Source organism: Streptomyces sp. NPDC059679, from assembly GCF_042734105.1.
Taxonomy (GTDB): Bacteria; Actinomycetota; Actinomycetes; order Streptomycetales; family Streptomycetaceae; genus Streptomyces.
The window spans coordinates 200446-222192 of sequence record NZ_JBHWES010000008.1; the positions used below are offsets into that span (position 1 = coordinate 200446).

At 72.6% G+C, this 21747-nt stretch carries 18 protein-coding genes; 8 read left to right on the top strand and 10 right to left on the bottom strand.

Annotated features, from left to right (window positions below; translation table 11 throughout):
* Positions 1 to 103: 103 nt before the first annotated feature.
* From ACFV2X_RS12685 to ACFV2X_RS12715, 7 genes are all read right to left on the bottom strand, one after another.
* Positions 104 to 916: a sugar phosphate isomerase/epimerase family protein gene (locus tag ACFV2X_RS12685; RefSeq protein WP_385614986.1), complete on the bottom strand. Its 813-nt coding sequence runs from the start codon at positions 914 to 916 to the stop codon at positions 104 to 106.
* Positions 913 to 2931: a DUF2264 domain-containing protein gene (locus tag ACFV2X_RS12690; RefSeq protein WP_385614988.1), complete on the bottom strand. Its 2019-nt coding sequence runs from the start codon at positions 2929 to 2931 to the stop codon at positions 913 to 915. Before ACFV2X_RS12690 ends, ACFV2X_RS12685 begins: the two co-directional genes overlap by 4 nt.
* A gap of 139 nt (positions 2932 to 3070) precedes the next feature.
* The gene (locus ACFV2X_RS12695; protein ID WP_385615080.1) at positions 3071 to 4051 is read right to left on the bottom strand and encodes a hydroxyacid dehydrogenase; all 981 of its coding nucleotides are present in this window, start codon (positions 4049 to 4051) and stop codon (positions 3071 to 3073) included.
* 35 nt (positions 4052 to 4086) lie between these two features.
* Positions 4087 to 5001, bottom strand: a complete 915-nt coding sequence (locus tag ACFV2X_RS12700) for a carbohydrate ABC transporter permease (protein ID WP_385614991.1) — start codon at positions 4999 to 5001, stop codon at positions 4087 to 4089.
* Positions 4998 to 5948 (bottom strand): carbohydrate ABC transporter permease, encoded by a 951-nt coding sequence (locus tag ACFV2X_RS12705; RefSeq protein ID WP_385614993.1) that lies wholly within the window; start codon positions 5946 to 5948, stop codon positions 4998 to 5000. Before ACFV2X_RS12705 ends, ACFV2X_RS12700 begins: the two co-directional genes overlap by 4 nt.
* A gap of 103 nt (positions 5949 to 6051) precedes the next feature.
* Positions 6052 to 7401 carry an ABC transporter substrate-binding protein gene (locus ACFV2X_RS12710; RefSeq protein WP_385614996.1) on the bottom strand — a complete coding sequence of 450 codons (1350 nt, stop codon included), beginning with the start codon at positions 7399 to 7401 and terminating at the stop codon, positions 6052 to 6054.
* Between the two features lie 101 nt (positions 7402 to 7502).
* A complete protein-coding gene (locus ACFV2X_RS12715) occupies positions 7503 to 8600 on the bottom strand; it encodes a LacI family DNA-binding transcriptional regulator (RefSeq protein ID WP_385615000.1) in 1098 nt (365 codons plus the stop codon).
* Positions 8601 to 8870: 270 nt separating this feature from the next.
* Between ACFV2X_RS12715 and ACFV2X_RS12720 the strand changes: the two genes are divergently transcribed.
* On the top strand, positions 8871 to 9380 hold the full coding sequence (locus tag ACFV2X_RS12720) for a hypothetical protein (RefSeq protein ID WP_385615003.1): 510 nt from the start codon (positions 8871 to 8873) through the stop codon (positions 9378 to 9380).
* Between the two features lie 58 nt (positions 9381 to 9438).
* Positions 9439 to 9990, top strand: a complete 552-nt coding sequence (locus ACFV2X_RS12725) for a methylated-DNA--[protein]-cysteine S-methyltransferase (RefSeq protein WP_385615083.1) — start codon at positions 9439 to 9441, stop codon at positions 9988 to 9990.
* A gap of 16 nt (positions 9991 to 10006) precedes the next feature.
* Here ACFV2X_RS12725 and ACFV2X_RS12730 read toward each other — a convergent pair whose 3' ends face one another.
* Positions 10007 to 12052 (bottom strand): NAD-binding protein, encoded by a 2046-nt coding sequence (locus ACFV2X_RS12730; RefSeq protein WP_385615005.1) that lies wholly within the window; start codon positions 12050 to 12052, stop codon positions 10007 to 10009.
* A 330-nt stretch (positions 12053 to 12382) separates the two neighbouring features.
* Between ACFV2X_RS12730 and ACFV2X_RS12735 the strand changes: the two genes are divergently transcribed.
* Together ACFV2X_RS12735 and ACFV2X_RS12740 are read left to right on the top strand one after the other, a co-directional pair.
* Positions 12383 to 13603 carry a family 2 encapsulin nanocompartment cargo protein terpene cyclase gene (locus tag ACFV2X_RS12735; RefSeq protein WP_385615008.1) on the top strand — a complete coding sequence of 407 codons (1221 nt, stop codon included), beginning with the start codon at positions 12383 to 12385 and terminating at the stop codon, positions 13601 to 13603.
* A gap of 6 nt (positions 13604 to 13609) precedes the next feature.
* Positions 13610 to 14521, top strand: coding sequence for a geranyl diphosphate 2-C-methyltransferase (locus tag ACFV2X_RS12740; protein WP_385615010.1), 912 nt, complete (start codon positions 13610 to 13612; stop codon positions 14519 to 14521).
* Between the two features lie 31 nt (positions 14522 to 14552).
* Here the strand turns inward: ACFV2X_RS12740 and ACFV2X_RS12745 are convergent, their stop codons facing one another.
* Positions 14553 to 15917, bottom strand: coding sequence for an MFS transporter (locus ACFV2X_RS12745; RefSeq protein ID WP_385615012.1), 1365 nt, complete (start codon positions 15915 to 15917; stop codon positions 14553 to 14555).
* Positions 15918 to 16018: 101 nt separating this feature from the next.
* Positions 16019 to 17227 (bottom strand): XdhC family protein, encoded by a 1209-nt coding sequence (locus ACFV2X_RS12750; protein ID WP_385615014.1) that lies wholly within the window; start codon positions 17225 to 17227, stop codon positions 16019 to 16021.
* Between the two features lie 46 nt (positions 17228 to 17273).
* On the opposite strand from ACFV2X_RS12750, the gene ACFV2X_RS12755 reads away from it, so the two are divergent.
* Genes ACFV2X_RS12755 through ACFV2X_RS12770 form a run of 4 tightly spaced genes read left to right on the top strand, consistent with a single transcriptional unit; the run spans position 17274 to position 21625 of the window.
* Positions 17274 to 17828, top strand: a complete 555-nt coding sequence (locus ACFV2X_RS12755) for a (2Fe-2S)-binding protein (protein ID WP_043488085.1) — start codon at positions 17274 to 17276, stop codon at positions 17826 to 17828.
* Positions 17825 to 18841 carry an FAD binding domain-containing protein gene (locus ACFV2X_RS12760; RefSeq protein WP_385615017.1) on the top strand — a complete coding sequence of 339 codons (1017 nt, stop codon included), beginning with the start codon at positions 17825 to 17827 and terminating at the stop codon, positions 18839 to 18841. Before ACFV2X_RS12755 ends, ACFV2X_RS12760 begins: the two co-directional genes overlap by 4 nt.
* The gene (locus ACFV2X_RS12765; protein WP_385615020.1) at positions 18838 to 20982 is read left to right on the top strand and encodes a xanthine dehydrogenase family protein molybdopterin-binding subunit; all 2145 of its coding nucleotides are present in this window, start codon (positions 18838 to 18840) and stop codon (positions 20980 to 20982) included. Before ACFV2X_RS12760 ends, ACFV2X_RS12765 begins: the two co-directional genes overlap by 4 nt.
* 10 nt (positions 20983 to 20992) lie before the next feature.
* On the top strand, positions 20993 to 21625 hold the full coding sequence (locus ACFV2X_RS12770; RefSeq protein ID WP_385615022.1) for a TetR/AcrR family transcriptional regulator: 633 nt from the start codon (positions 20993 to 20995) through the stop codon (positions 21623 to 21625).
* The last annotated feature ends 122 nt before the right edge of the window (positions 21626 to 21747 follow it).

Sequence of the window (21747 nt, forward strand, 5' to 3'; positions counted from 1 at the left end):
TCGGGTCGAACCGGCCGCTTGTCAGACGGCCAGGTCAGCGTACGCAACGGTCGGGTCGGAGCCGGTCATGGCACACCGTGCCCGGCCGGGGCACCCCGCGGGCTCACCCACCCACAAGGGCCCGCAGCGTCGCCGCCTCCCTCGGCAGGATCCCCTCGTCGTCCCCGGGCACGAACTCCAGCAGTACGTCCAGCGGCCCTGGTACGCCTGCCCGCGCGGCCCGGTGGGCGCGCAGCCGCTCGAAGACGGCGCGCCACATCTCCTCGCGCGCCGACAGCGGCAGCCGGGTGGTGCCGGGCCACCAGGAGAAGGCGTGCACCGCGACCACCCGGTCGAGCAGCGCGTCGAGGCCGGACAGCACCTCGGCGTCGGACAGAGCAGGTTCAACAGGCGGCTGCCAGTAGCTGTGAACCCTGTCCATGCTGTCCATGCCCACCTCGTCGAGCAGTCCGAGCGCGTGGTCGGCGCCGTCGGTGAGGGTGTTCCGGTGGAATTCGTATGCGAGGGCCACCCCGGCGTCGGCCGCGAGCGCGGCGGCGCGCCGGGTGTCCTCGACGACCTGCCGGCGCCGCTCGGGCGGGGTCTCGCGGGTGCCGGTGGTACCCGCCCAGATCCGTATCCGCGCCGCGCCGAGCAGCACCGCCGAGCGCAGGACCGCGTCGAACTCCTCGGGTTTTCTGACCCCGGCGCGGTAGTACGAGCCGTACGACGCGACCGCGAGGCCCGCCTCCTCGGTGGCCTCGCGCACCCGGCGGGCGGCCTGCTCGTCCCCGGCGGGCACATGGCGGTCCGCGCCCCACTCCACGCACTCCAGGCCCGCCCCGGCCACGGCGGCGATCACCTGGTCCGGGTCCAGATGGCGGAAGGTGACGGAGCAGATGCCCAGGCGGGTGGCGGCCGCGGGGGCGCCGGTCATGCGGTCCGCTCCGTCACCCGCGGCGCGTCCCCGTCCGGGCCGCCGCCGTCGAAGTCCACCACGGTGCTGCGCCCGTCCGCCCAGCGGACCGTGACGGTGGTTCCGCTCACCTCGGCGGTGGCGAGCCCGGCCAGGGGCGGGGCGTCGGGGTCGCCGGTGAGCGAGGCGAGCGCGACGAAGACGGTGCCGGGCTCCTCCTCGCCGACGGTCCCGACGGGGGTGCCGACGGTGCCGGTGAGTTCGGGGACCAGGGCCCAGGACCCGTACGCGGTGCCCTGCGGGGCCCTGCGCACCGTGGAGCTCTGCCAGCCGTGCAGCGGCAGCAGCCGGCCGGTGACCTCGGCCCCCGCCAGGCAGGTCTCCCCCGCCGGACCGGCCCCGTCCGCCTGCTCGGCGGCGGTGTCCGGCGGGACGGCGACGGCCCAGCCGCTGTGGTGGACCGCCGTACCGGCGGGGACGTTCACCGTACGGTGCACCCGCAGCTCCAGCGGGCCGCGGACCAGGGTCAGGCTGTCGATGCGCGCGGCGGGCAGGACGGGGCCGCCGTCGGGGAAGACGGGGATATGCGAGGAGGCCAGCCAGTTGGGGCCCGCGGCCAGCGGGGTGATCCGGATCCGGAAGCTGCGCAGCCCGCGCAGTTCGAGGCCGATGTGGTTGTCGGGGGTGTTGGCGGCGCTGGTCGGGCCGGTGCGGGTGGAGTAGGCGAGGCGCGCGTACAGCGGGTCGCTGGGCGGCCGCTCGGCGTCCCAGGGGCGGATCTTGGAACTGCCGTGGTTGTGCAGCCGCACCAGCCCGTCGCGGCCGGTGGTCTGCACCAGGAAGCCGGGCGCGGGCAGCGCCAGCACCCGGTCCCGGCGCTGGGACGGGGCCGGTTCCTCCGTGGCGGTCCACACCGGGTGGTCGGGCGGGAGCAGCAGGGCGATGAACCCCTTGGACGCCCAGTACGGGGAGCCCGGTCCCGAGTAGCGCTGCAGCGTGGCCTCGTGGGGCCCGTACCAGCCCAGGCTCAGCACACCGTCCCCGGTGAGCGCGCCGCGGTCGAGGAAGTGCCGCAGCGCCCCGCTGAGCAGGCGCCGGGTGGCGCCCGGTGCCAGCGGGGTGTGGTCGGTGAGGGCGCCGAGCGCGACGGCGGCGCCGGCGGCGAAGCGGTAGGTGAGGGAGCGGCCGTGGTGGATGGGTGCGCCGTCGGCGTCGAAGAGCAGCGAGAAGCCTTCCAGGAACTCGCGCAGCCGCGGGCCGAGGTGGTCGAGCAGCGCGTGGTCGGCGGCGAGATGGGCGTGCAGCAGCGGATACAGGTGCAGGGCCCAGCCGTTGTAGTGGTCGAAGGCCCGCCCGTCGCCGTCGGTGTACCAGCCCTGGCCGCGGTACCAGCCCTCCAGCAGGTCGAGGCCGCGCTCGATGGCCCGGGCGGTCTCGGCGTCACCGCGCCCGACCGACTCCAGGAAGCCGGCGACGGTCAGCGGGAAGAGGTACCAGTTGTTGGGCGCGGGGGTGTGCCGCAGCGCGCCGCGCAGCCATTCCTCGGTACGGTCCCGGGCGGCGGCGGGCAGCCTCTTCCAGGTCCATGGCGCGGTCATGCGCAGGGCCAGCGCCACGGACGCCGCCTCCACCATCGGCTGGCCCTGGATGCCGTGATGGCCGATCAGCGGCCAGGACTCGGCGTCGTCCCGCCCGGGGGTGAGGGTGCCGCGCTCGATGCCCGCGGTGTAGCGGGGCAGGAAGCTGTGCGGGTCGGCTCCGCCCGCGCCCGCGACGCGCAGGGCGGCGAGCAGGAAGGTGCGGGCGAATCCCTCGAGGCCGTCGGAGCGCACTCCGGATTTCGACGGCGGTCCGGGCAGATCGATCAGGCCGTGGCCGGGGGTGGCGTACCGCAGGGCGGCGCGCAGCATCCCGTCGGCGACGGCCTCCCAGTGGGCGCGGGTCAGCCCGGTGTACGGGCTGAGCGCGCGGTCGTCGGCGGGGAACGGGAAGGGGAGCGGCGCGGTGGGGGTGCTGGAGAGGGTGGAGGTGGGCATGGCGGGGATGGGTCTCCTACTCGCGTCTGTGCTGGATGGCCCGGTGTCCGGCCTCAGGCGTTTCAGGTGTCCGACGACAGGTGTCCGGCCTCGCGCGTCACGCCTCACGCGTCACGCGTCACGCGTCACGCGTCACGCGTCACGCCGAGCGGTCCAGGACCTCCGGGCGTACCGGATGGGCGAACGGCCGCCCCTGGGCGTACGCCTCGACCTCGCCGACCGCCAGATCGGCGAGGCGTCTGAGCTCACCGCCCTTCGACCCGGCGATATGCGGTGTGATCAGCACGTGGTCGCAGTCGTGCAGCGGTGAGTCGGCGGGCAGCACCTCCGGTTCGGTGACGTCCAGCACCGCGTACAGCCGTCCGGCCCGTACCTCGTCGGTCAGCGCGGCCTGGTCCAGGATCGGGGCGCGGGCGGTGTTGATCAGTGTGCCGCCGGTGGGCATGGCCGCCAGCAGCTCGCGGCTGACCAGGCCGCGGGTCTGGGGCAGCAGCGGGGTGTGCACGCTGACCACGTCGCTGGTGGCGAACAGGTCCGCCAGCGGGACGAGCCGGGCGCCCAGTTCGCGGGCCTCTTCGGCTGTGACGTACGGGTCGTACAGCAGCACGTCGAGGTCGTGCGGGCGCAGCAGTTCGATGACGCGCCGGCCGATGGCGGAGGCGCTGAGGATGCCGACGGTCCGGCGGTAGTTGCCCGCGCCGGGGTATCGCTCGGTCCAGTCGATCCGGCGGCGTTCGGCACGGTAGTCGCGGGCGATGTCCAGGACGCGTTTGTTGGCGAGGAGGATCATGGCGAGGGTGTACTCGGCGACGGGTACGGCGTTGGCCGCGGCGGCCGAGGAGACCGCGATGCCGCGCTCCCAGCAGGCGTCGGTGATGTGGTGGCGCACGGTCCCGGCGGTGTGCACGATGGCGCGCAGCCGGGGGGCGGCGTCCAGCGCCCGGCGGTCGACGGGCGGGCAGCCCCATCCGGTGACCAGGAGCTCGGCGGTGGCGAGGGCGTGCTGGGCGGCCGGCGTGGTGAAGTCGTCGAGGACGAGCCCCGGGTCGAGATCGGTCAGCCGGGCCAGCCGGGCCAGCGCCTCGGCGTCGAGCACCTGTTGCGCGGTCCTGGAGGCCATGGCGAGGACGGCGCGCGGACGGGGGTGCGGTGGGATCACTTGACGCTCCCTGCGGTGAGGCCGGACTTCCAGTAACGCTGGAGCAGTACGAAGGCCGCGATCAGCGGTACGACGGCGAGCAACGAGCCGATGACGACCAGGGGGTAGTACTCGGGCGAGACGGTCGCGGCGCTGTTCCAGGTGTAGAGGCCGAGGCTCAGCGGATACAGGTGCTGGTCGGAGAGCATCACCATGGGGAGGAAGAAATTGTTCCAGATGGCGGTGAGCTGGAAGAGGAAGACGGTGACGAAGCCGGGGCCGAGCATCCTCAGGCTGACCCGGAAATAGGTCGTGAGCTCGCCGGCGCCGTCCATCCGGGACGCCTCCAGCACCTCGTTCGGCACATAGCCGCTGCTGAGCAGGCGGGCGAGGTAGACGCCGAAGGGGTTGAAGAGGACCGGGATGAAGACCGCCCAGAAGGTGTTGACCATGCCGACGCCTGAGGCCACCAGATAGAGCGGGAGGGCCAGTACGGTCGGCGGCACCATGACACCGGTGAGGACGAGGCCGAACAGCTTCTCCTTGTGCCGGAACTCGTACTTGTCGAAGGCGTAGCCCGCGGAGACGCTGATGAGCGAGCCGACCAGGGCGCCGACGACCGCGTACAGCAGGCTGTTGACGTACCACTCGCCGTAGAGCCCGCCGTCCATGGAGAACAGGTCGGAGAGGTTGCGTGCGAAGGAGAAGTCGCCGAGGGAGAAGATGTCGCTGCCGAAGAGGGCGTCGGCGTTCTTGGTGGACGCCAGCACCAGCCACAGCGTGGGCAGCATGGTGTAGAGGGCGGCGATCAGGACCACCGCGTTGGCGATACCGCGGCTGGTCAGCCTGGAACGGCCGAAGGGCCTGCCGAGCGGTCGGGCCGGTGGTCCGCCGGCGGCGTTCACGGCGGTGGTGGGTGTGGTCGTGGTCATCCCACTCTCCGTTCCCGGCGGCCCGACCAGCGCGTCACGGCGTACGACAGCACGCAGGTGACGATCAGGAGGATCACGGAGGCCGCGGAGGCGAGTCCGTAGTTGTTGCGGCGGAAGGCCGCGTCGTAGATGTACATGTTGGGGGTGAAGCGGGAGTTGACCATCGGGGTGGCCTGGTTCATCAGCATGGGTTCGGTGAACAGCTGGAGCGCACCGATCAGGGAGAACATGCACACCAGGACGACGGAGCCGCGCACGATGGGCACCTTGACCTGGAGCGCGGTGCGGATGCCCCCGGCGCCGTCGATGGTCGCCGCCTCGATCACCTCACGCGGCAGCGCCTGGAGCGCGGCATAGAAGATGATCATGTTGTAGCCGAGCCCGCTCCACAGAGCGATGTTGACGATCGACGGCAGCACGGTGTGCAGACCGAGGAAGTCGATGGTGATGTCGGCCTGGGCGAAGAGTTTGATGACCGGGCTGAGCCCCGGGGTGTAGAGGTACAGCCAGATGACGGCCGCGATGATGCCGGGGACGGCGTGCGGCAGATAGACCAGCATCTGCGCGGTCCGCCGCAGCCGGATGAGGCCCGAGTCGAGCAGCAGGGCGAGCGCGAGCGAGCCGATGACCACGAGGGGTACGAAGATCACGCAGTAGAGGGCGATGGTGCCGAACCCGGCGAGGAAGCTCGGGTCCTGAAGCACCGAGAGATAGCTGCGCAGCCCGGTGAAGACGGTGCGCCCACCGCCGAAGCCCAGGCCCTCGTGGTCCTCGGAGAAGAGGCTGAGGTAGATGGCATAGCCGACGGGGATCAGGAACACGGCGATGAGCAGGGCCGTGAAGGGGGTCAGCAGCACGGTGGCGGCGATCCGCTGCTGGCGTCGTCCGGTTCTGCGGGGCGGGTCGGCGGCGGCCGCCGATGGCGGCGCCGTCCGTTTCGAGGACATGACTGTGCTCACGGGATACCTCGGCTCAGACAGGGTGAGGTGCGGCTCAGGGGTGAGACGAGCGGCTCAGGGGTGCGACAACGGGGCGGCGGGGGCGGCGGGCTCAGCCGGTGGTGACCGACAGGCCGAGGCTCTTCAGATCGGGCATCGTCTTGTTCTGGGCCTCACGCAGGACCTTCAGGATGTCGCCGCTGCCGACACCGGCCTTCGCGAGCCCGTCGTCGCCGGAGGTGGTGGTCGAGACCATCCGCGGCCCCCACTTCCAGGTCGGGGAGATCAGCTCGGCCTGCTGCTGGAAGAGGCCGAAGATGTCCTGACCGGAGTAGTAGCTGGTGTCCATCTCCTTGCGGGCGACCGGGACCAGATCGGGCACGACCGGGAAGGCGCTGCTGACACCGCTGGCGAGCTTGGCGCGGAGTGCGTCGGGGCTGGTGACCATCCAGGAGATGAACTCCATGGCCTCCTTGGGACGGTGGCTGTCCTTGGTGACCATGAAGGTCGAGCCGCCCTGGGTGGACACCTTCGGCTTGGCCGGGTCCCACTGCGGAACCGGCGCGATCGCCCATTTGCCCTTGCCGTCGGGGGTGGACGCCATCATGGACCCCGCGGCCCAGGCGCCCGCCAGATAGCCGACCGTCTCCCCGCTGCGCAGATGGGCCCGCCACTGCTGGCTGGACCCGGGCTCCACGCGTACCAGGTCCTGGTCCATCAGCCGCTGCCAGTACCGCGCGACCTTACGGGTGGGGGCGTCGTCCATGTTGATGCGCCAGGTGTCATCGGCGGTGTCGTACCACTGGGCCCCGGCCTGCCAGGCGTACGCGGCCATGTAGAGCGTGCCGCCGGTGGTGAAGAGGCTGGCGATACGGGACCGCGGCTCGGCCTTCTTGAGCTTGCGGGCCGAACTCTCGAACTCCGCCCAGGTCTTGGGCACCGGGATGTGGTTCTTGGTGAAGATGTCCTTGCGGTACAGGAAGACCATCGGCTCGATGTCCACCGGTACGGCGTAGGTGCGGCCTTCGAAAGTGGTGAGGTCAAGCGCCTGCGGCAGGATCTTGCTGCGCACCGAGTCCGGCAACAGCTTGGTGATGTCCCGGGGCACGCCGTCGATGGTGAAACTGGGCAGCTGCGGGTATTCGATGGTGGCCACATCGGGGGAATTGCCCGCGCGCGCGGCGTTGCTGAGCTTGGCCCAGCCGCCCTGCTCCCCCGAGGGAACCTGCTGGAAATCGACCTTGATCTTGGTGTGGGTGCGGTTGAACTCGTCGACGACCTCCTGACTGCCGCGCAGCGCCGACCAGAAGGTGAGGCGCACGGGACCGTCGCCGACGGTGTCGGACCCGCGGTCCGTGGAGCAGCCCGCCAGTACGAGGACGAGCAGAGTGAGTAGTGCCGTTGTTCCGGCCGTGGCCCGGCGTCGGGTTGCCAGGCGTCCTGGGCGTCTATGGCCAGGCATGGACCCTCCCCTGATTCAACGGTGGAGTCACGGGGAATCCTGATCGCTTGACTGAAAAGACGTCAATACATCGAACAGAAGAAACTAAAGCGGTCAAACGATCAGCACTGGCGGGCCGCCGCGGGTGCCGTGGACTCACGGACCACGAGGGCCGGCAGCAGCTCCAGATGACGGGTGGCACCGGGCCGCCGGCCCTCGCGCGCCGCGTCGAACTGACGGCGCAGCACATCCAGCGCCGCGCGCCCGATCTCCGCCTTCGGCGGGGCCACCGCGGTCAGCGCGATATGCCCCATGTCCGCGACCACGTCGTTGTACGCCACGACCGCGCAGTCCCGCGGCACCTCGATACCGGCCTCCTCGAGCCGCTGCAACAGCACCAGCGCGTCCATGTCGCTGTGGATCAGCGCCGCCGTCGCCCCGGTCTCGCGCAGCGCGTGTGCCAGATCGGCCGCCCGCGCGTCGGCGACGCTCGGATCGGGCCCCGCAGTGCGCGAGCTGAGGATCGTACGGCACCCCTCGGCGATCTCGCGGGCCGCGGTCTGCGCGGCGAACTCGGCGCGGATCACCCGCGCGGTGGGGCTGTCGTCGCGCGCCGCCAGCACGATCCGCCGGTGGCCGAGGGAGAGCAGATGGTCCAGGGCCAGATGCACCCCGTGCCCATGGTCCGCGCGGACCGAGTCGAGGCCGTAGATGGCGCTGCCCCGCTCGGGGCGGCGCTCCACCAGCACCACCGGCACTTCCAGGGCCGACAGCCACGCGTGGTCCGCCGCCGCCTCCGCCGCCGTACGCCAGCGCGGCGCGAGCAGCAGACCGCGCACCCCGGCGTCCAGCGCCTGGCGGACCGCGCGGCGGCCCGCGCCCGGCTCGTCGGCGGCGATGTGCAGCGCCAGCCGCAGACCCGCCTGTTCGGCGGCTTCCCGCGCCCCCTGCACGGCCTCCGTCAGATAGGTGTTGCGCTCCGGGACGACCATGCCGATCGCGTCGCCGGTGCCCCCGCCGGGCTCGGGCAACGGCCGCAGCGAACGCGCCACCCCGTGGCCGCGGCGCACCTCCCCGCGGCGCGCCAGCTCCTCGATGTCCCGGCGCACCGTGACGACGGAGACCCCCAGCTCATCGGCCAGATCGGTGATCTTCGCCAGCCCGCGGGCCTCCACGATGCCCACGATCCGCGCCTGCCTGCCCCGCGCCGGCTCCCGCATACCCCACCGCCCGTGATCGGTTTTCCCAGAACCCGCCCATAGTAGCGATCATTCGATCACAATCGAGCGGCCCCCGGGGCAGGGCCGTCGGCTGGAGGAAGACCAACGAGGGAAACCCCTAGGAAGGAGGAGGTGTTGAACAAGGCATTGAACGGGCAGGGGCCGGGCCACGTACCACCTTTCGTGCGCCCGTGCACGGCGCGCGACGCACGGCGCACGACGCCGACCCGACAGCGGCCCAACAGCCGCCCGACGCTTGGAGAACCGATCGTGAACGAGCCGGCCATCCCTCCCGTACAAGCTCTCCCGGGCGGGGACGCGGAACTCCGCCTCGTGCTCCATCTGTCCTGGGAGGACATCGCCAGGCTCGGCCAGGAGGCCGGCCGGCTGGCCGCCCAGCTGCAACGCCCGGTGAGCCTCGACGAGGCCGTCAGCCACCGGCTGCGCGGCCGGCCGGCCTCCGCCGTCCACGCCACGCACACCACTCACGCCAGCCACGCCAAGCCCGCCCAGGACCGCGGCCAGCAGCTCCCCGCGCCCGCCCCGGCCCCGGCCGCGCCCCTGACCGCCCGCTCCCCCGGTGAGCAGGCGCGGCAGGCGATCGAGAAGATCAACGGCTCCGCCCAGCCCTACCAGGGTGCGGCCGAGACCACGGGCGCACCGCCCGGCCCGGCCCCCGAGGCGATCCCGAGCGACGCCCGGGGCATCCTGGAGCGCCCCACCCGCCCGCCGTCCTCCGTCAACGGCGCCGGTGACCACAATCAGCTGAGGGGCGCCTGACGACATCCTTCCCGGGCCGGGTGTCGGTGGTGCCCAGTAGGGTCGCCGGGTGAGCGTGATGTGGGTGACCGTGGAGACGCCGCTTCCCACCGGGCGGATGCGGGTGGGCGTGACCGACCAGGGCGTGGCGGCGGCTGCCTACACCCCGCAGGGCGCGGCCGGGTTACCGGCGGGGCCGCTGATATCCGAGGCATCCGGCGATCGCAGGGCGGCGGCGGTGGTCGGCCGCTTCGCCGACTACTTCGCCGGGCGGCGGCGGGAGTTGGACCTGCCGCTGGACTGGCGGCTGACGTCCGGGGCGCAGCAGGACGTGCTGCGTACGCTCCAGCAGAGGGTCGGTTTCGGCCGCACCATCACCTACGGCGAACTCGCCGAGCGCAGCGGGGCGTTCGAGGCGGCGGACCCGGAGCAGCGGGCGCTCGCGGCGCGCACGGTCGGGTCGATCATGGGCTCCAACCCGATCTCGCTGCTGGTGCCGTGCCACCGTGTGGTGGCCGCCGATGGCATCGGCGGCTTCGGCGGCGGGGAGACGGGGCTCGCGGTGAAGCGGTGGCTGCTGACCCTGGAGGGATCCCTGGCCCCCACGCTGGACTGGGCAGGCCCGTCCTGACCCCATGGGCCCTGTTTCAGGCCGGGCCCGGGGAGGCGGGCCGCGCGGCGGGATCCGTACGGCCATCCGTACGGCCATCCGTACGGCCGGACACCGGCCCGCGACCGAGGAGTTCGCCCAGACCCTGGCGGGTCGCTGCCAGCACCACGCGGTCCTGGGGCCGCAGGACGTAGTCCGGCGGGAGGTCCCACACCAGGCCCCGCTGCCGCCCGCTGCCGTCGTCCGGGGGCGCCACGGCCAGATCGCGGAGCCGGCCGCCGGCGTCCGCGGTGTCCAGGGCGACGACCCGCCAGGCGCCCGGCCGGAACGCCTGGGCGACCGTGCGGCCCTCCAGTTGCGGGTGGCCCGCGGCCGGCACCGCGGCGAAGAGCAGCACCCGCCGCTCGACCGGGACCGCGCCGAGGATCTGACGCCCCATCATGGCACCCGCGAAGGCCGGGGCCGCCAGCGTGGACACGCTCCGGCTGCGGGTCAGCGCCTGTGGGTGCGCGGCCCGCAGGGTGCGGTAGACGGCTCTGGCGAAGCGGTCGTCGTACAGTCGCATGGCCACCCGCAGGCCGGGCTCGAGCGAGCGGGCGTACAGCGTGGCCTCCAGGTTGGTGGTGTCGGAACTGGTGACCGCGAGCAGTGCGTGTGCCCGGTCGATCTTGGCGGCCTCCAGCACGCCCTCCTCCGTGACGTCCCCGATGATGGTGGGCACCCGCAGCCGGCGGGCCAGCGGAATGCCACGCGCCTGGGGGTCCTCCTCGACGCACACCACGGGGATGTCCATCTCCCGCAGCCGGGCCAGCACCCGGGTGCCGACCTTGCCGAGGCCGAGCAGTACGACATGGCCGGACAGCCCGCGCGGCGGCCGGCGCAGGGCGGACGCGGTCCGGAAGGTGCCGAGCCCTTCCAGCGTGGCGGCCACCAGGACCGGCAGCAGCATCAGGCCGACCAGTCCGGACAGCAGTTGCAGAATCTGCCGGGCGAGCGGCTGGCCGAGCGCGGGGTCGCCGGTGCCAAGGATGTCCAGCAGCGTCAAATAGGCGGCGCGCAGCGGGTGTTCCCCGGTGATCTGCCAGGACGCGACGGCGAGGGCCAGCAGCGCCGCGGCGAACCCCAGGACGGTCCGCCGCAGCCGACGGGAGAACAGCGAGCCGAGCGGCACGCCCCGGCCGCCGAGCCGGCGCGGCGGCAGCGCGGATCCGGTGTGCGAGACGGCCTCCAGCACCACCGTACGACGCCCGGTCGCGGCGGCCGCGGCCTGGTCGTCGGGCAGCATGCGCGGCCCTTCGGCCCCGCTGCTGTCCGAACCCTCCTGGCCCGCCGGGTCGTTGGTGGTCGAGGAGAGCAGTGCGAGGGTGGCCAGCCCGGGGTCGGCGATGGCGTCGCGGCCACGCGGGGTGCGGATGGCGGCCCGCAGCAGCACCCCGTCGGCCTGGATCACCTTGCTGGTGCCCGCGACGGCGGTGGCCGCGAGCGCGGGCGCGGCGGTGTCGGCGTCCGACAGGACGGTGGTCGACGCGTCCGGCTCCGTCGCGTCGAGGCCCGGGTCGGCGACCGCCGCGGCCTGGTCGAGCAGTTCCCGCAGATGCTCGCCGAGCTTGCGGTTGTAGAGCCGGATCACCAGCCGCAGCCGGGGGTTGAGGCGGCGGGCGCGCAGCGCGGCGTGGATGTTGGTCTCGTCGTCGTCGTAGACCAGCGCGAGGGCGGCGGCCCGTTCCACTCCGGCCTCGGTCAGCACCTCGTCGTCCGGCTCGACCGCCTCCAGGACCCGTATGCCCGCACCCGAAGGCGCGGCGGCGGGCTCCGGCGGGGACAGCGACGGGCGGCCCACGGCCGCCGTCATCCGCCCGAAGAGCGCCGCGGCCCGCGCCCGTCCGCGCCCTGCCCCGGGCGCCGCGGTCCGGGCCGGCCGTGGCTCCCAGGCGGAGGGCGTGGCGGGGATGACGACGGTCACCCGCTCCAGGTAGACATCCTTGAGTTCGGCGGCGAGGCGGTGGGCGAGCGCGTCGTCGCCGCAGACGACCATGTGCGGGCCGGGCGGATCCGCCGACGGCTGCTGAGGCAGGGTGGGCATGCTGAGTAGAGCCTCCTGGGCCGCTCGGCGGTTCCGGACGGGCTCGCGCGGGGTTGGCATGGCCACGGCCGTCCGTTGATCATCACGGTACCCACGCCCCTGTCCGAATACCGTCGGTCGCCCGGGCAAACATGGTGCGGGGTCAGATCATCGCATCGAGTTAATGTCATCGGCTTCCGAAGGCCCCCTGGGCGCACCGGCCGTTACTGTTCCCCGGGATCTGGACGGATTCCCGGATGTTCGCCCCCTCCCTTCCGCTTTCCCGGTGACGCGTTTCCCGGTGACGCGCACGCACGCCGGCCACCGCCCTGACGAAGGAGAGTTCGCCCGATGACTGTTGACACCAGCCCGGAAGCACAGCCGGAGCCGTCTCGGCAGTCCAGTCCACAGCCTCCGCAGTCGAGCCTGCCCGCGGCTGCTTCCCGCTCCGAGGCACCGAGCACCGTCCTGGAACGGATCCTGCGTGGCCCCAGCGGCCTGGGCACGGCGAGCCTGCACCTGGCCCGGCGCGAGGAACCACCAACACCGTCGGAGCCGCTTGAACTGCCTACGGCTCCCGCAACTCCGGCGGAGGGCAACCCGGTTCCGGGCCTCTACCACCACCCGGTGGCGGAGCCCGACCCCGTGCGGGTGGAGGAGGTCAGCCGCAGGATCAAGGCATGGGCGTTGGACGAGGTCGATCTGTACCCCGAGGACTGGGAGGACCAGTTCGACGGCTTCTCGGTGGGGCGCTACATGGTCGCCTGCCATCCGGACGCCCCCACCGTCGACCATCTGATGCTCGCCACGCGCCTGATGGTCGCCGAGAACGCGGTGGACGACTGCTACTGCGAGGACCACGGAGGCTCGCCCATCGGCCTCGGCGGACGCCTTCTGCTGGCGCACACCGCCCTCGACCCCCTGCACACGACCAAGGAGTACCAACCGCGGTGGGCGGAGTCGCTTCATTCGGACGCGCCCCGACGCGCCTACCGCTCCGCCATGGAGTACTTCCTCCAAGCGGCCGGCCCCTCCCAGGCCGACCGGTTCCGGCACGACATGGCCCGGCTGCACATGGGGTACCTCGCCGAGGCCGCCTGGGCCCAGACGGACCACGTCCCCGAGGTGTGGGAGTACCTGGCGATGCGCCAGTTCAACAACTTCCGTCCCTGCCCCACCATCACCGACACCGTCGGCGGCTACGAACTCCCCGCGGACCTGCACGCCCAGCCCGCCATGCAGCGGGTCATCGCGCTCGCCGGGAACGCCACCACCATCGTGAACGACCTGTACTCGTACACCAAGGAACTCGCGAGCCCCGGCAGGCATCTGAACCTGCCCGTGGTGATCGCCGAACGTGAGGGCAGCTCCGACCGCGAGGGCTATCTGAAGGCGGTCGAGGTCCACAACGAGCTCATGCACGACTTCGAGGCCGAGGCCGCGGCCCTGGCCGCCACCTGCCCCGTCCCGAGCGTGCAGCGCTTTGTGCGCGGCGTGGCCGTATGGGTCGACGGCAACCACTACTGGCACCAGACCAACACCTATCGCTACACCCTGCCCGATTTCTGGTAAAGAAGAATGGATTCATCCGTGACCAGCGCCGATCTCACCACCGTCGCCACCTCTGCCGACACCTCCGTGTTCATCCCCGCCCCGAGCACGCCCTACCAGGGGGACATCGCCCGCTACTGGGACCACGAGGCCAGGCCCGTGAACCTGCGGCTCGGCGATGTCGACGGCCTTTACCACCACCACTACGGCATCGGAAACGTCGACCACGCCGCCCTGGGCAACGCCGACGACGGCGCCGGCGAATACGAGAAGAGGCTGATCGCCGAGCTCCACCGCCTGGAGTCGGCGCAGGCCGAACTCCTCCTGGACCACCTCGGCCCCATCGAGCGCGACGACACGCTCGTGGACGCCGGATGCGGCCGCGGCGGCTCGATGGTCATGGCCCACCAGCGCTTCGGGTGCACGGTCGAGGGCGTCACGCTGTCGGCCAGGCAGGCCGACTTCGCCAACCAGCGCGCCCGCGAACTCGGCATCGAGGACCACGTCCACGCCCGCGTCTGCAATATGCTCGGTACGCCCTTCGAGACCGGGCAGGCCGCGGCCTCGTGGAACAACGAGTCGAGCATGTACGTCGACCTGCACGACCTCTTCGCCGAGCACTCCCGCATCCTCGCGGTCGGCGGCCGCTATGTGACCATCACCGGCTGCTGGAACCCGCGTTACGGCCAGCCCTCGAAGTGGGTCTCCCAGATCAACGCGCACTTCGAGTGCAACATCCACTCCCGCCGGGAGTATCTGCGCGCCATGGCCGACAACCGGCTCGTACCGCAGGCCGTCGTCGACCTCACTCCCGCGACCCTGCCCTACTGGGCGCTACGGGCCACGTCCTCACTGGTCACCGGCATTGAGGAGGCGTTCATCAACTCCTACAAGGACGGCTCCTTCCAGTACTTCCTGATCGCGGCCGACCGCGTCTGACCGCCCGCCGCCTGAGGACACGCCAGGGTCCTCAGGCGGTGTAGCGCCGGAAGGAAGGAACCGCGGCGGTCATGGCGAGCATGATGACGACGACCAGCAGGCCGCCCGCGGTCACCGCCGCCCGGGGGCCGAACAGCGAGCCGCCCGTGCCGTGCAGCAGGTCGGCCAGGCGTGGCCCACCGGCCACCACGACCGTGAAGACGCCCTGCATCCGGCCGCGCATATCGTCGGTGGCGGCCGACTGGAGGATCGCCCCGCGGAAGACCATGGAGACCATGTCGGCGACCCCCGCCACGGCCAGGAAGGCCGCCGCCCACCAGAGTCCGCCGCTCAGCCCGAACCCGGTGATGGCCAGCCCCCAGACCACCACGGCGGCGCTGACCATCAGCCCGTGGTGGCGGGCCCGGGAGAAGGTCCCCGACAGCAGCCCGCCGACCACCGCCCCGATGGGTATCGCCGCGAACAGCAGCCCGAGCGCGAACCCCTCGCCCCAGGGCGCGTAGGTGCTCGACGCCAGCTGCGGGAACAGGGCGCGCGGCATGCCGAAGACCATCGCGACGATGTCCGCGAGGAAGGACAGCAGCAGCACCCGCTGCGCCACGATGTAACGGAACCCGTCCGCCACCTCCCGCCCGCCGGCCCGCCGCCTGCCGCGCCCCTCGTCCTTGCCCGCCTTCTTGCCCGTGTCCTTGCCCGTGTCCAGCGGGGGCAGCGCGGGCAGCCGCCATACGGCCCAGAGGGTGAAGCACAGCGCGACGGCGTCGATCAGATACAGCGTGGACAGGCCGATGAGCGGGATCAGCGCCCCCGCCAGCAGCGGCCCCAGCACCATGCCGGTCTGCGCGACGGTGGACTGCAGGGCACCCGCGGCGGGCAGTTCCTCGGCGGGGACGAGCCGGGCTATCGAGGCGCTACGGGCCGGGAAGTTGATCCCGAACAGGCCCTGCTGGGCGGCGAGCAGCACCATCAGCAGCGCCACCGAGTGGATCCCGGCGGCGGACTGCGCCCAGAACAGCACCGAGATGACGGCGATGCCGACCCCCGTGACCAGCATCAGGGTCCGCCGGTCCACCCGGTCGGCGATCGCGCCGCCCCACAGCGCGAAGACCACGAGCGGCAGCAGCCCCGCGAAGCTGGCGTAGCCGACCCAGGCCGAGGAGCCGGTGAGGTCGTAGATCTGCTTGGGCACGGCCACCGCGGTGAGCTGGCTGCCGATCGTGGTGATGGAGGTGGACGCCCACAGGCGGCGGAACGGACGGTGCCGCAGGGGCCGCACATCCATGACCCACCGCCGCCACCCCCTTCCGGCCGGCCCGTCCCCGCTCGGCTCGTCCCCGGCGGGTCGGCCCTCCTGCGCCGGGCCGGTCTCCTCCTCGGTGTTTCTCGCGGTCTCCACGGCTGACTCGATTCCCCTTACATCCATCTCCGGAAACGGACCCATTGTGACCCCGGCCCGCCCCGCTCCGTACGGCCGTCTCAGCCACCGGCCGCCGGATGTCAGCCACCGGCCGCCGGATGGATGGATCCGGTACGCGAGGTCAGGCGGGTGCCGCTGCCGCCCCAGCGGTCGGCGACGATCTCGGCGGCGATGCTGACCGCGGTCTCCTCGGGGGTACGGGCGCCCAGGTCGAGGCCGATGGGCGAGGCCAGGCGGGCCAGCCGGTCCTCGCCGAGGCCGCGCTCGCGCAGGCGGCGCAGCCGGTCCTCGTGGGTGCGGCGGGAGCCCATGGCGCCGATGTAGCCGAGCGGGAGGCGCAGCGCGACCTCGAGCAGGGGCACATCGAACTTGGGGTCGTGGGTGAGGACGCAGACCACGGTCCGCTCGTCCAGCCGGCCCGCCTCCGCCTCGGCCCGCAGATAGCGGTGCGGCCAGTCGGTCACGACCTCGTGCGCCTCGGGGAAGCGGCGCCGGGTGGCGAAGACGGGGCGGGCGTCGCAGACGGTGACGCGGTAGCCGAGGAAGCCGCCGATACGGGCCAGTGCCGCGGCGAAGTCGACGGCGCCGAAGACCAGCAGCCTGGGCGGCGCGGCGTGGGCGGATACGAACAGGGTGAGCTCCTGGCCGAGGCGCCGGCCGTCGTAGCCGTGGCGCAGGGTGCCGGTGCGCCCGCCGGCCAGCATGCCGCGCGCGGCCTGAGCGGCCGCCGCGTCCAGCCGCTCGGAGCCGAGCGACCCGGTGGTGCCGTCGGGCCGGACCACCAGTCGGCGGCCCAGCCTGCCCTCGGGGTCGGGGCCATCGACGGCCACGCAGATCACCTCGGCCACCGGCGTCCCGGCCCGGATCGCCTCGGCCACCTCGCCGTACTCGGGAAATCCGGTGGGGTCGATCCGCTCCACGTGGATGTCGATGACTCCGCCGCAGGTCAGCCCGACCGCGAAGGCGTCGTCGTCACTCACCCCGTAGCGCTGGAGCACCGGTGTGCCCGAGGCGATGACCTCCTGGGCGAGTTCGTAGACCGCGCCCTCGACACAGCCGCCCGAGACGCTGCCGACGGCGGAGCCGTCCGGCCCGACCAGCATGCTCGTGCCCGGTGGCAGGGGTGAGGAGCGCCAGGTGTCCACGACGGTGGCGCGGGCGAAGGGCTCGCCCGCCCGCCACCACCGGTACGCCTCCTCGACCGCCCTCGGCGCCTCGCCACCCGGGGCCCCGGCGGCCCATCCCCCAGGGCCCGGCATCGCGACACGCGGCATCTCTGCCTCTGGCATGTCTGAAATTCCCTCAACTCATGTAAGAGATTGATACATTGGATGTATGACCCTCTCACATTCGTCTCCAAGTAGCGACATCACCTTGCGCATCAACGGCGCCGCACACGCCCTGACCGTGGACAACCGGACCACCCTGCTCGATGTGCTGCGCGAGCGGCTGGGCCTGACCGGTACGAAGAAGGGCTGTGACCACGGGCAGTGCGGCGCCTGCACCGTCCTGATGGACGGCGAGCGGGTGAACAGCTGCCTGATGTTCGCGGTGGCCGCCGAGGGGCGGGAGATCGTCTCGATCGAGGGGGTGGCGGACCTTACGGACGGCGCGGAGCTGCACCCGGTACAGCGCGCCTTCCTCAACCACGACGGGCTGCAGTGCGGCTACTGCACCCCCGGTCAGATCTGCTCGGCCATCGGGGCGCTCGACGAGGCCCGGCGCGGCTGGCCGAGCCAGGTCACTGAGGACACCGCCGAGGGCGTCGGCGCGCTGGACCACGAGGAGGTCCGCGAGCGGATGAGCGGCAATCTGTGCCGCTGCGGCGCGTACGGCGGCATCGTGGAAGCGGTCCTGGAGGCGGCGGGCGCCGAGGGGGGCGCGCGATGAGGGAGTTCGCGTACGTACGCGCCGCCGACCCCGCCGAGGCGGCCGCGCTGGTGGCGGAGCGGCCCGACGCCGTGTATCTGGGCGGCGGCACCAATCTGGTGGACCTGATGAAGCTCGGCGTCGCCGGGCCCGGCCTGGTCGTGGACGTCTCCCGGCTGGACCACGACCGGATCGAGCACCGCGCGGACGGCTCGGCGCTGATCGGCGCCGCGGTGCGCAACGGCGAGCTGGCCGGCGACCCGGGCGTACGGGAGCGTTTCCCGCTGCTGTCGCAGTCGCTGCTGGCGGGCGCGTCGGGGCAGCTGCGTACGGTCGCCACGGTGGCGGGGAATCTGCTGCAGCGCACCCGCTGCGGCTACTTCCAGGACGTGACCAAGCCCTGCAACAAGCGCGAGCCGGGCTCGGGCTGTCCCGCGATCGAGGGGGCGCACCGCGACCTCGCGATCCTGGGCACCTCCGAGCACTGCGTGGCCAGTCACCCGTCCGATATGGCGGTGGCGCTGGTCGCGCTGGACGCGGTGGTGCGGGTGCGCTCGGCGGACGGCGCCATGCGCACCGTCCCGGTGGAGGAGCTGTACGTGCTGCCCGGCGACACGCCGCAGCGGGAGACCGTACTGGTCCACGGCGATCTGATCACCGCCGTGGAGCTGCCGGCCCCGCCGCCGGGCGCGGCGATGGTCTACCGCAAGGTACGCGACCGCCGCAGTTACGCCTTCGCGCTGGTCAGCGTCGGCGCGGCGGTGAGTGTGGACGAGGCGGGCCGGCTCGCGGACGTCCGGATCGCGCTCGGCGGCGTGGCGCCGCGCCCGTGGCGGGCCAGGGCGGCGGAGGAGCTGCTGCGGGGGCAGCGCCCCGACGAGGGGACACTGCGCGTGGAGACGCTGCGCGAGGCGGCGCGGGCGGAGCTGGCGGCCGCTCGCCCGCTGCCGGACAACGCGTTCAAGGTCGACCTGACCATTGATCTGATCGTCGCGGCCATCCGCGACCTGGTCGCGAGGAAGGACCGCGCATGACCACCGTCGAGCAGACGATCGGCGCCCCGCTGACCCGGGTGGACGGCCCCCAGAAGGTCACCGGGGAGGCGCTGTACTCCTATGAGTTCCCGACCCCGGACATCACCTATGTCTGGCCGGTGCAGTCGACGATCGCCCGCGGCCGGGTGACGGAGGTGGACGCCTCCGCGGCCCTCGCGCTGCCGGGCGTGCTGACGGTCCTCGACTCCGGCAGCGCCCCGCGGCTGAACGCGGACGCGGAGGTCAGCGCCGACCTGTTCGTGCTGCAGTCCCCCGAGGTCGCCTACCACGGCCAGATCGTGGCGGCGGTGGTGGCCACCTCCCTGGAGTCCGCGCGCGAGGCCGCGGCGGCGGTGCGGCTGAGCTATGCGCCCGAGCCGCACGATGTGGTGCTGCGCGCGGACGACGAGGCGGCGTACGTCCCCGAGCGGGTGACCGACGGCGGCCCCGGGTTCGAGGAGCGCGGCGATGTGGAGCGCGCCCTGGCGGCCGCCCCGGTGCGCACCGACGCCACGTACACCACCCCGGTGGAGCATCCGAGCCCGATGGAGCCGCATGCCACCATCGCCTCGTGGCAGGAGGGCCGGCTGACCCTGCACGACTCCAACCAGGGCCCTCGCATGGCCGCGCAGTTGATGGCCGCGCTGTTCGGGCTCGACCTGGACGCGGTGGAGGTGGTCACCGAACACGTCGGCGGCGGCTTCGGGTCCAAGGGCATTCCGCGCTCGCCGGCCGTCCTGGCGGTGCTGGCCTCCCAGGTCGTACGGCGGCCGGTGAAGATCGCGCTGACCCGGCAGCAGATGTTCGCGCTGGTCCCCCACCGGGCGCCGACGATCCAGCGGATCCGGCTCGGGGCCGAGCGGGACGGCCGGCTGACCGCGATCGACCACGAGTCGGTGCAGCCGCGCTCGAGGATGCTGGAGTTCGCCGACCAGACGGTGTCCTCGACGCGGATGATGTACGCGGCGCCGGATGTGCGCACCACCGTGAAGGTGGCGCCGCTGGACATCATGACGCCCGCCTGGTTCCGGGCGCCCGGCCACACCCCGGGCATGTTCGCGCTGGAGTCGGCCATCGACGAGCTGGCCGTCGAGCTGGACATGGACCCGATCGAGCTGCGTATCCGCAACGAACCGGAGCTGGACCCGGGCACCGGCAAGCCGTTCAGCAGCCGCAGCCTGGTCGAGTGTCTGCGCGAGGGCGCGGCGCGCTTCGGCTGGGAGCGGCGCGATCCGGCGCCGGGGGTCCGCCGGGAGGGGCGCTGGCTGGTCGGCACCGGCATGGCCGCCTCGCACCACCCCGACTACACCTTTCCCTCGACGGCCACCGCGCGTGCCGAGCCGGACGGGACCTTCGTGGTCCGGATCGGCGCGGTCGACATCGGCACGGGGGCGCGCACCGCGCTCACGCAGGTGGCGGCGGACGCGCTCGGGGTGTCCCTGACGCGGCTGCGGCTGGAGATCGGCCGGGCGTCGCTGGGCGCGGCGGCGTTCGCGGGCGGCTCGATGGGCACGTCGTCGTGGGGCTGGGCCGTCCACAAGGCGTGCCGCGCGCTGGTGGAGGAGATGCGCGGCTACGCGGGTGTCGTCCCGGACGGGGGCCTGGAGGTGACGGCCGACACCACCGAGGACCTCCAGGAGCGGGCGGACCTCTCGCGCCACACCTTCGGCGCGCAGTTCGCCCAGGTGCGGGTGGACGCCGACACCGGCGAGATCCGCGTCGACCGGATGCTGGGGGTGTTCGCGGCCGGGCGGATCCTCAGCCCCACGACGGCCCGCTCGCAGTTCCTGGGGGCGATGACGATGGGGCTCTCCATGGCGCTGCTGGAGGTCGGCGAGGTGGACCCGGCGTTCGGCGACTTCGCCAACCACGACTTCGCGGGCTACCACATCGCCGCCAACGCCGATGTGCCGCAGCTGGAGGTGCACTGGCTGGACGAGCGCGACAGCCGGCTCAACCCGGTCGGTGGCAAGGGCATCGGCGAGCTGGGCATCGTGGGCTCGGCCGCCGCGATCGCGAACGCCTTCCACCACGCCACCGGGGTACGGGTGCGCGATCTGCCGATCCGTATCGAGCGGTCGCGCGAGGCCCTGCGGGCGATGCGTGACGGGGCCGGAGAAAACCGAACGGATATCCGATAAGGTCAGCCGGATGGCACGCAGCGGGGGCAGGGAACGCGGCGCCTACCACCACGGCGACTTGGCCGCCGCGCTGGTCCGGGCGACGCTGGAGATCGTAGACGAGGTAGGGGTGCGCGGCTTCTCGGTGGCGGAGGCCGCGCGCCGCACCCGGGTGAGCCCCGGGGCGCCCTACCGCCACTTCGCCGACCGCGACGCGCTGTTGGCGGCCGCCGCCCTGGAGGTGTCACACCGGCTGCGGGCCATCCATCTCCAGGCCATGGCCACGGCCTCCTCGCCCCAAGAGCGCCTGGCCATGGTCGCCGGCAGCTATGTGCGCGCCGCCGCCGTCCACCGGGGCGCCTTCGAGCTGCTCTTCGCCCCCGGTCTGCGCGCCCACCACGTCGAACTGCGCAACAGCACCCGGGAGTTCATCGATCTGCTGCTGCCGAGCGCGTTCGAGGTGGTGCCGCCGGGGCAGGGCGCGAAAACCGCGGTCGAACTGCTCGAAGCGCTCTCGGTGATGGCGCGCGGCTATGTCGCCCTGCTGCTCGACGGGATGTTCGGCGACCCCAGTGCGGTGGCGGCGGAGGTGGCCGCCCGCGCCACGCGGGCGGCGCGCGCGCTGGTGGACGGGTACGGACTCCCGGACACGGCCCCTTCATGACAACGTGACGGTCTTGTACGTGTGGTGTCACAGTGATCCACTGTGATTGGTGTGACTGACCGGCACCCCCACAACTCGCTGGTCGGCACCACCAGTTGTGTTCGGTCCGCCCCCACGATCCG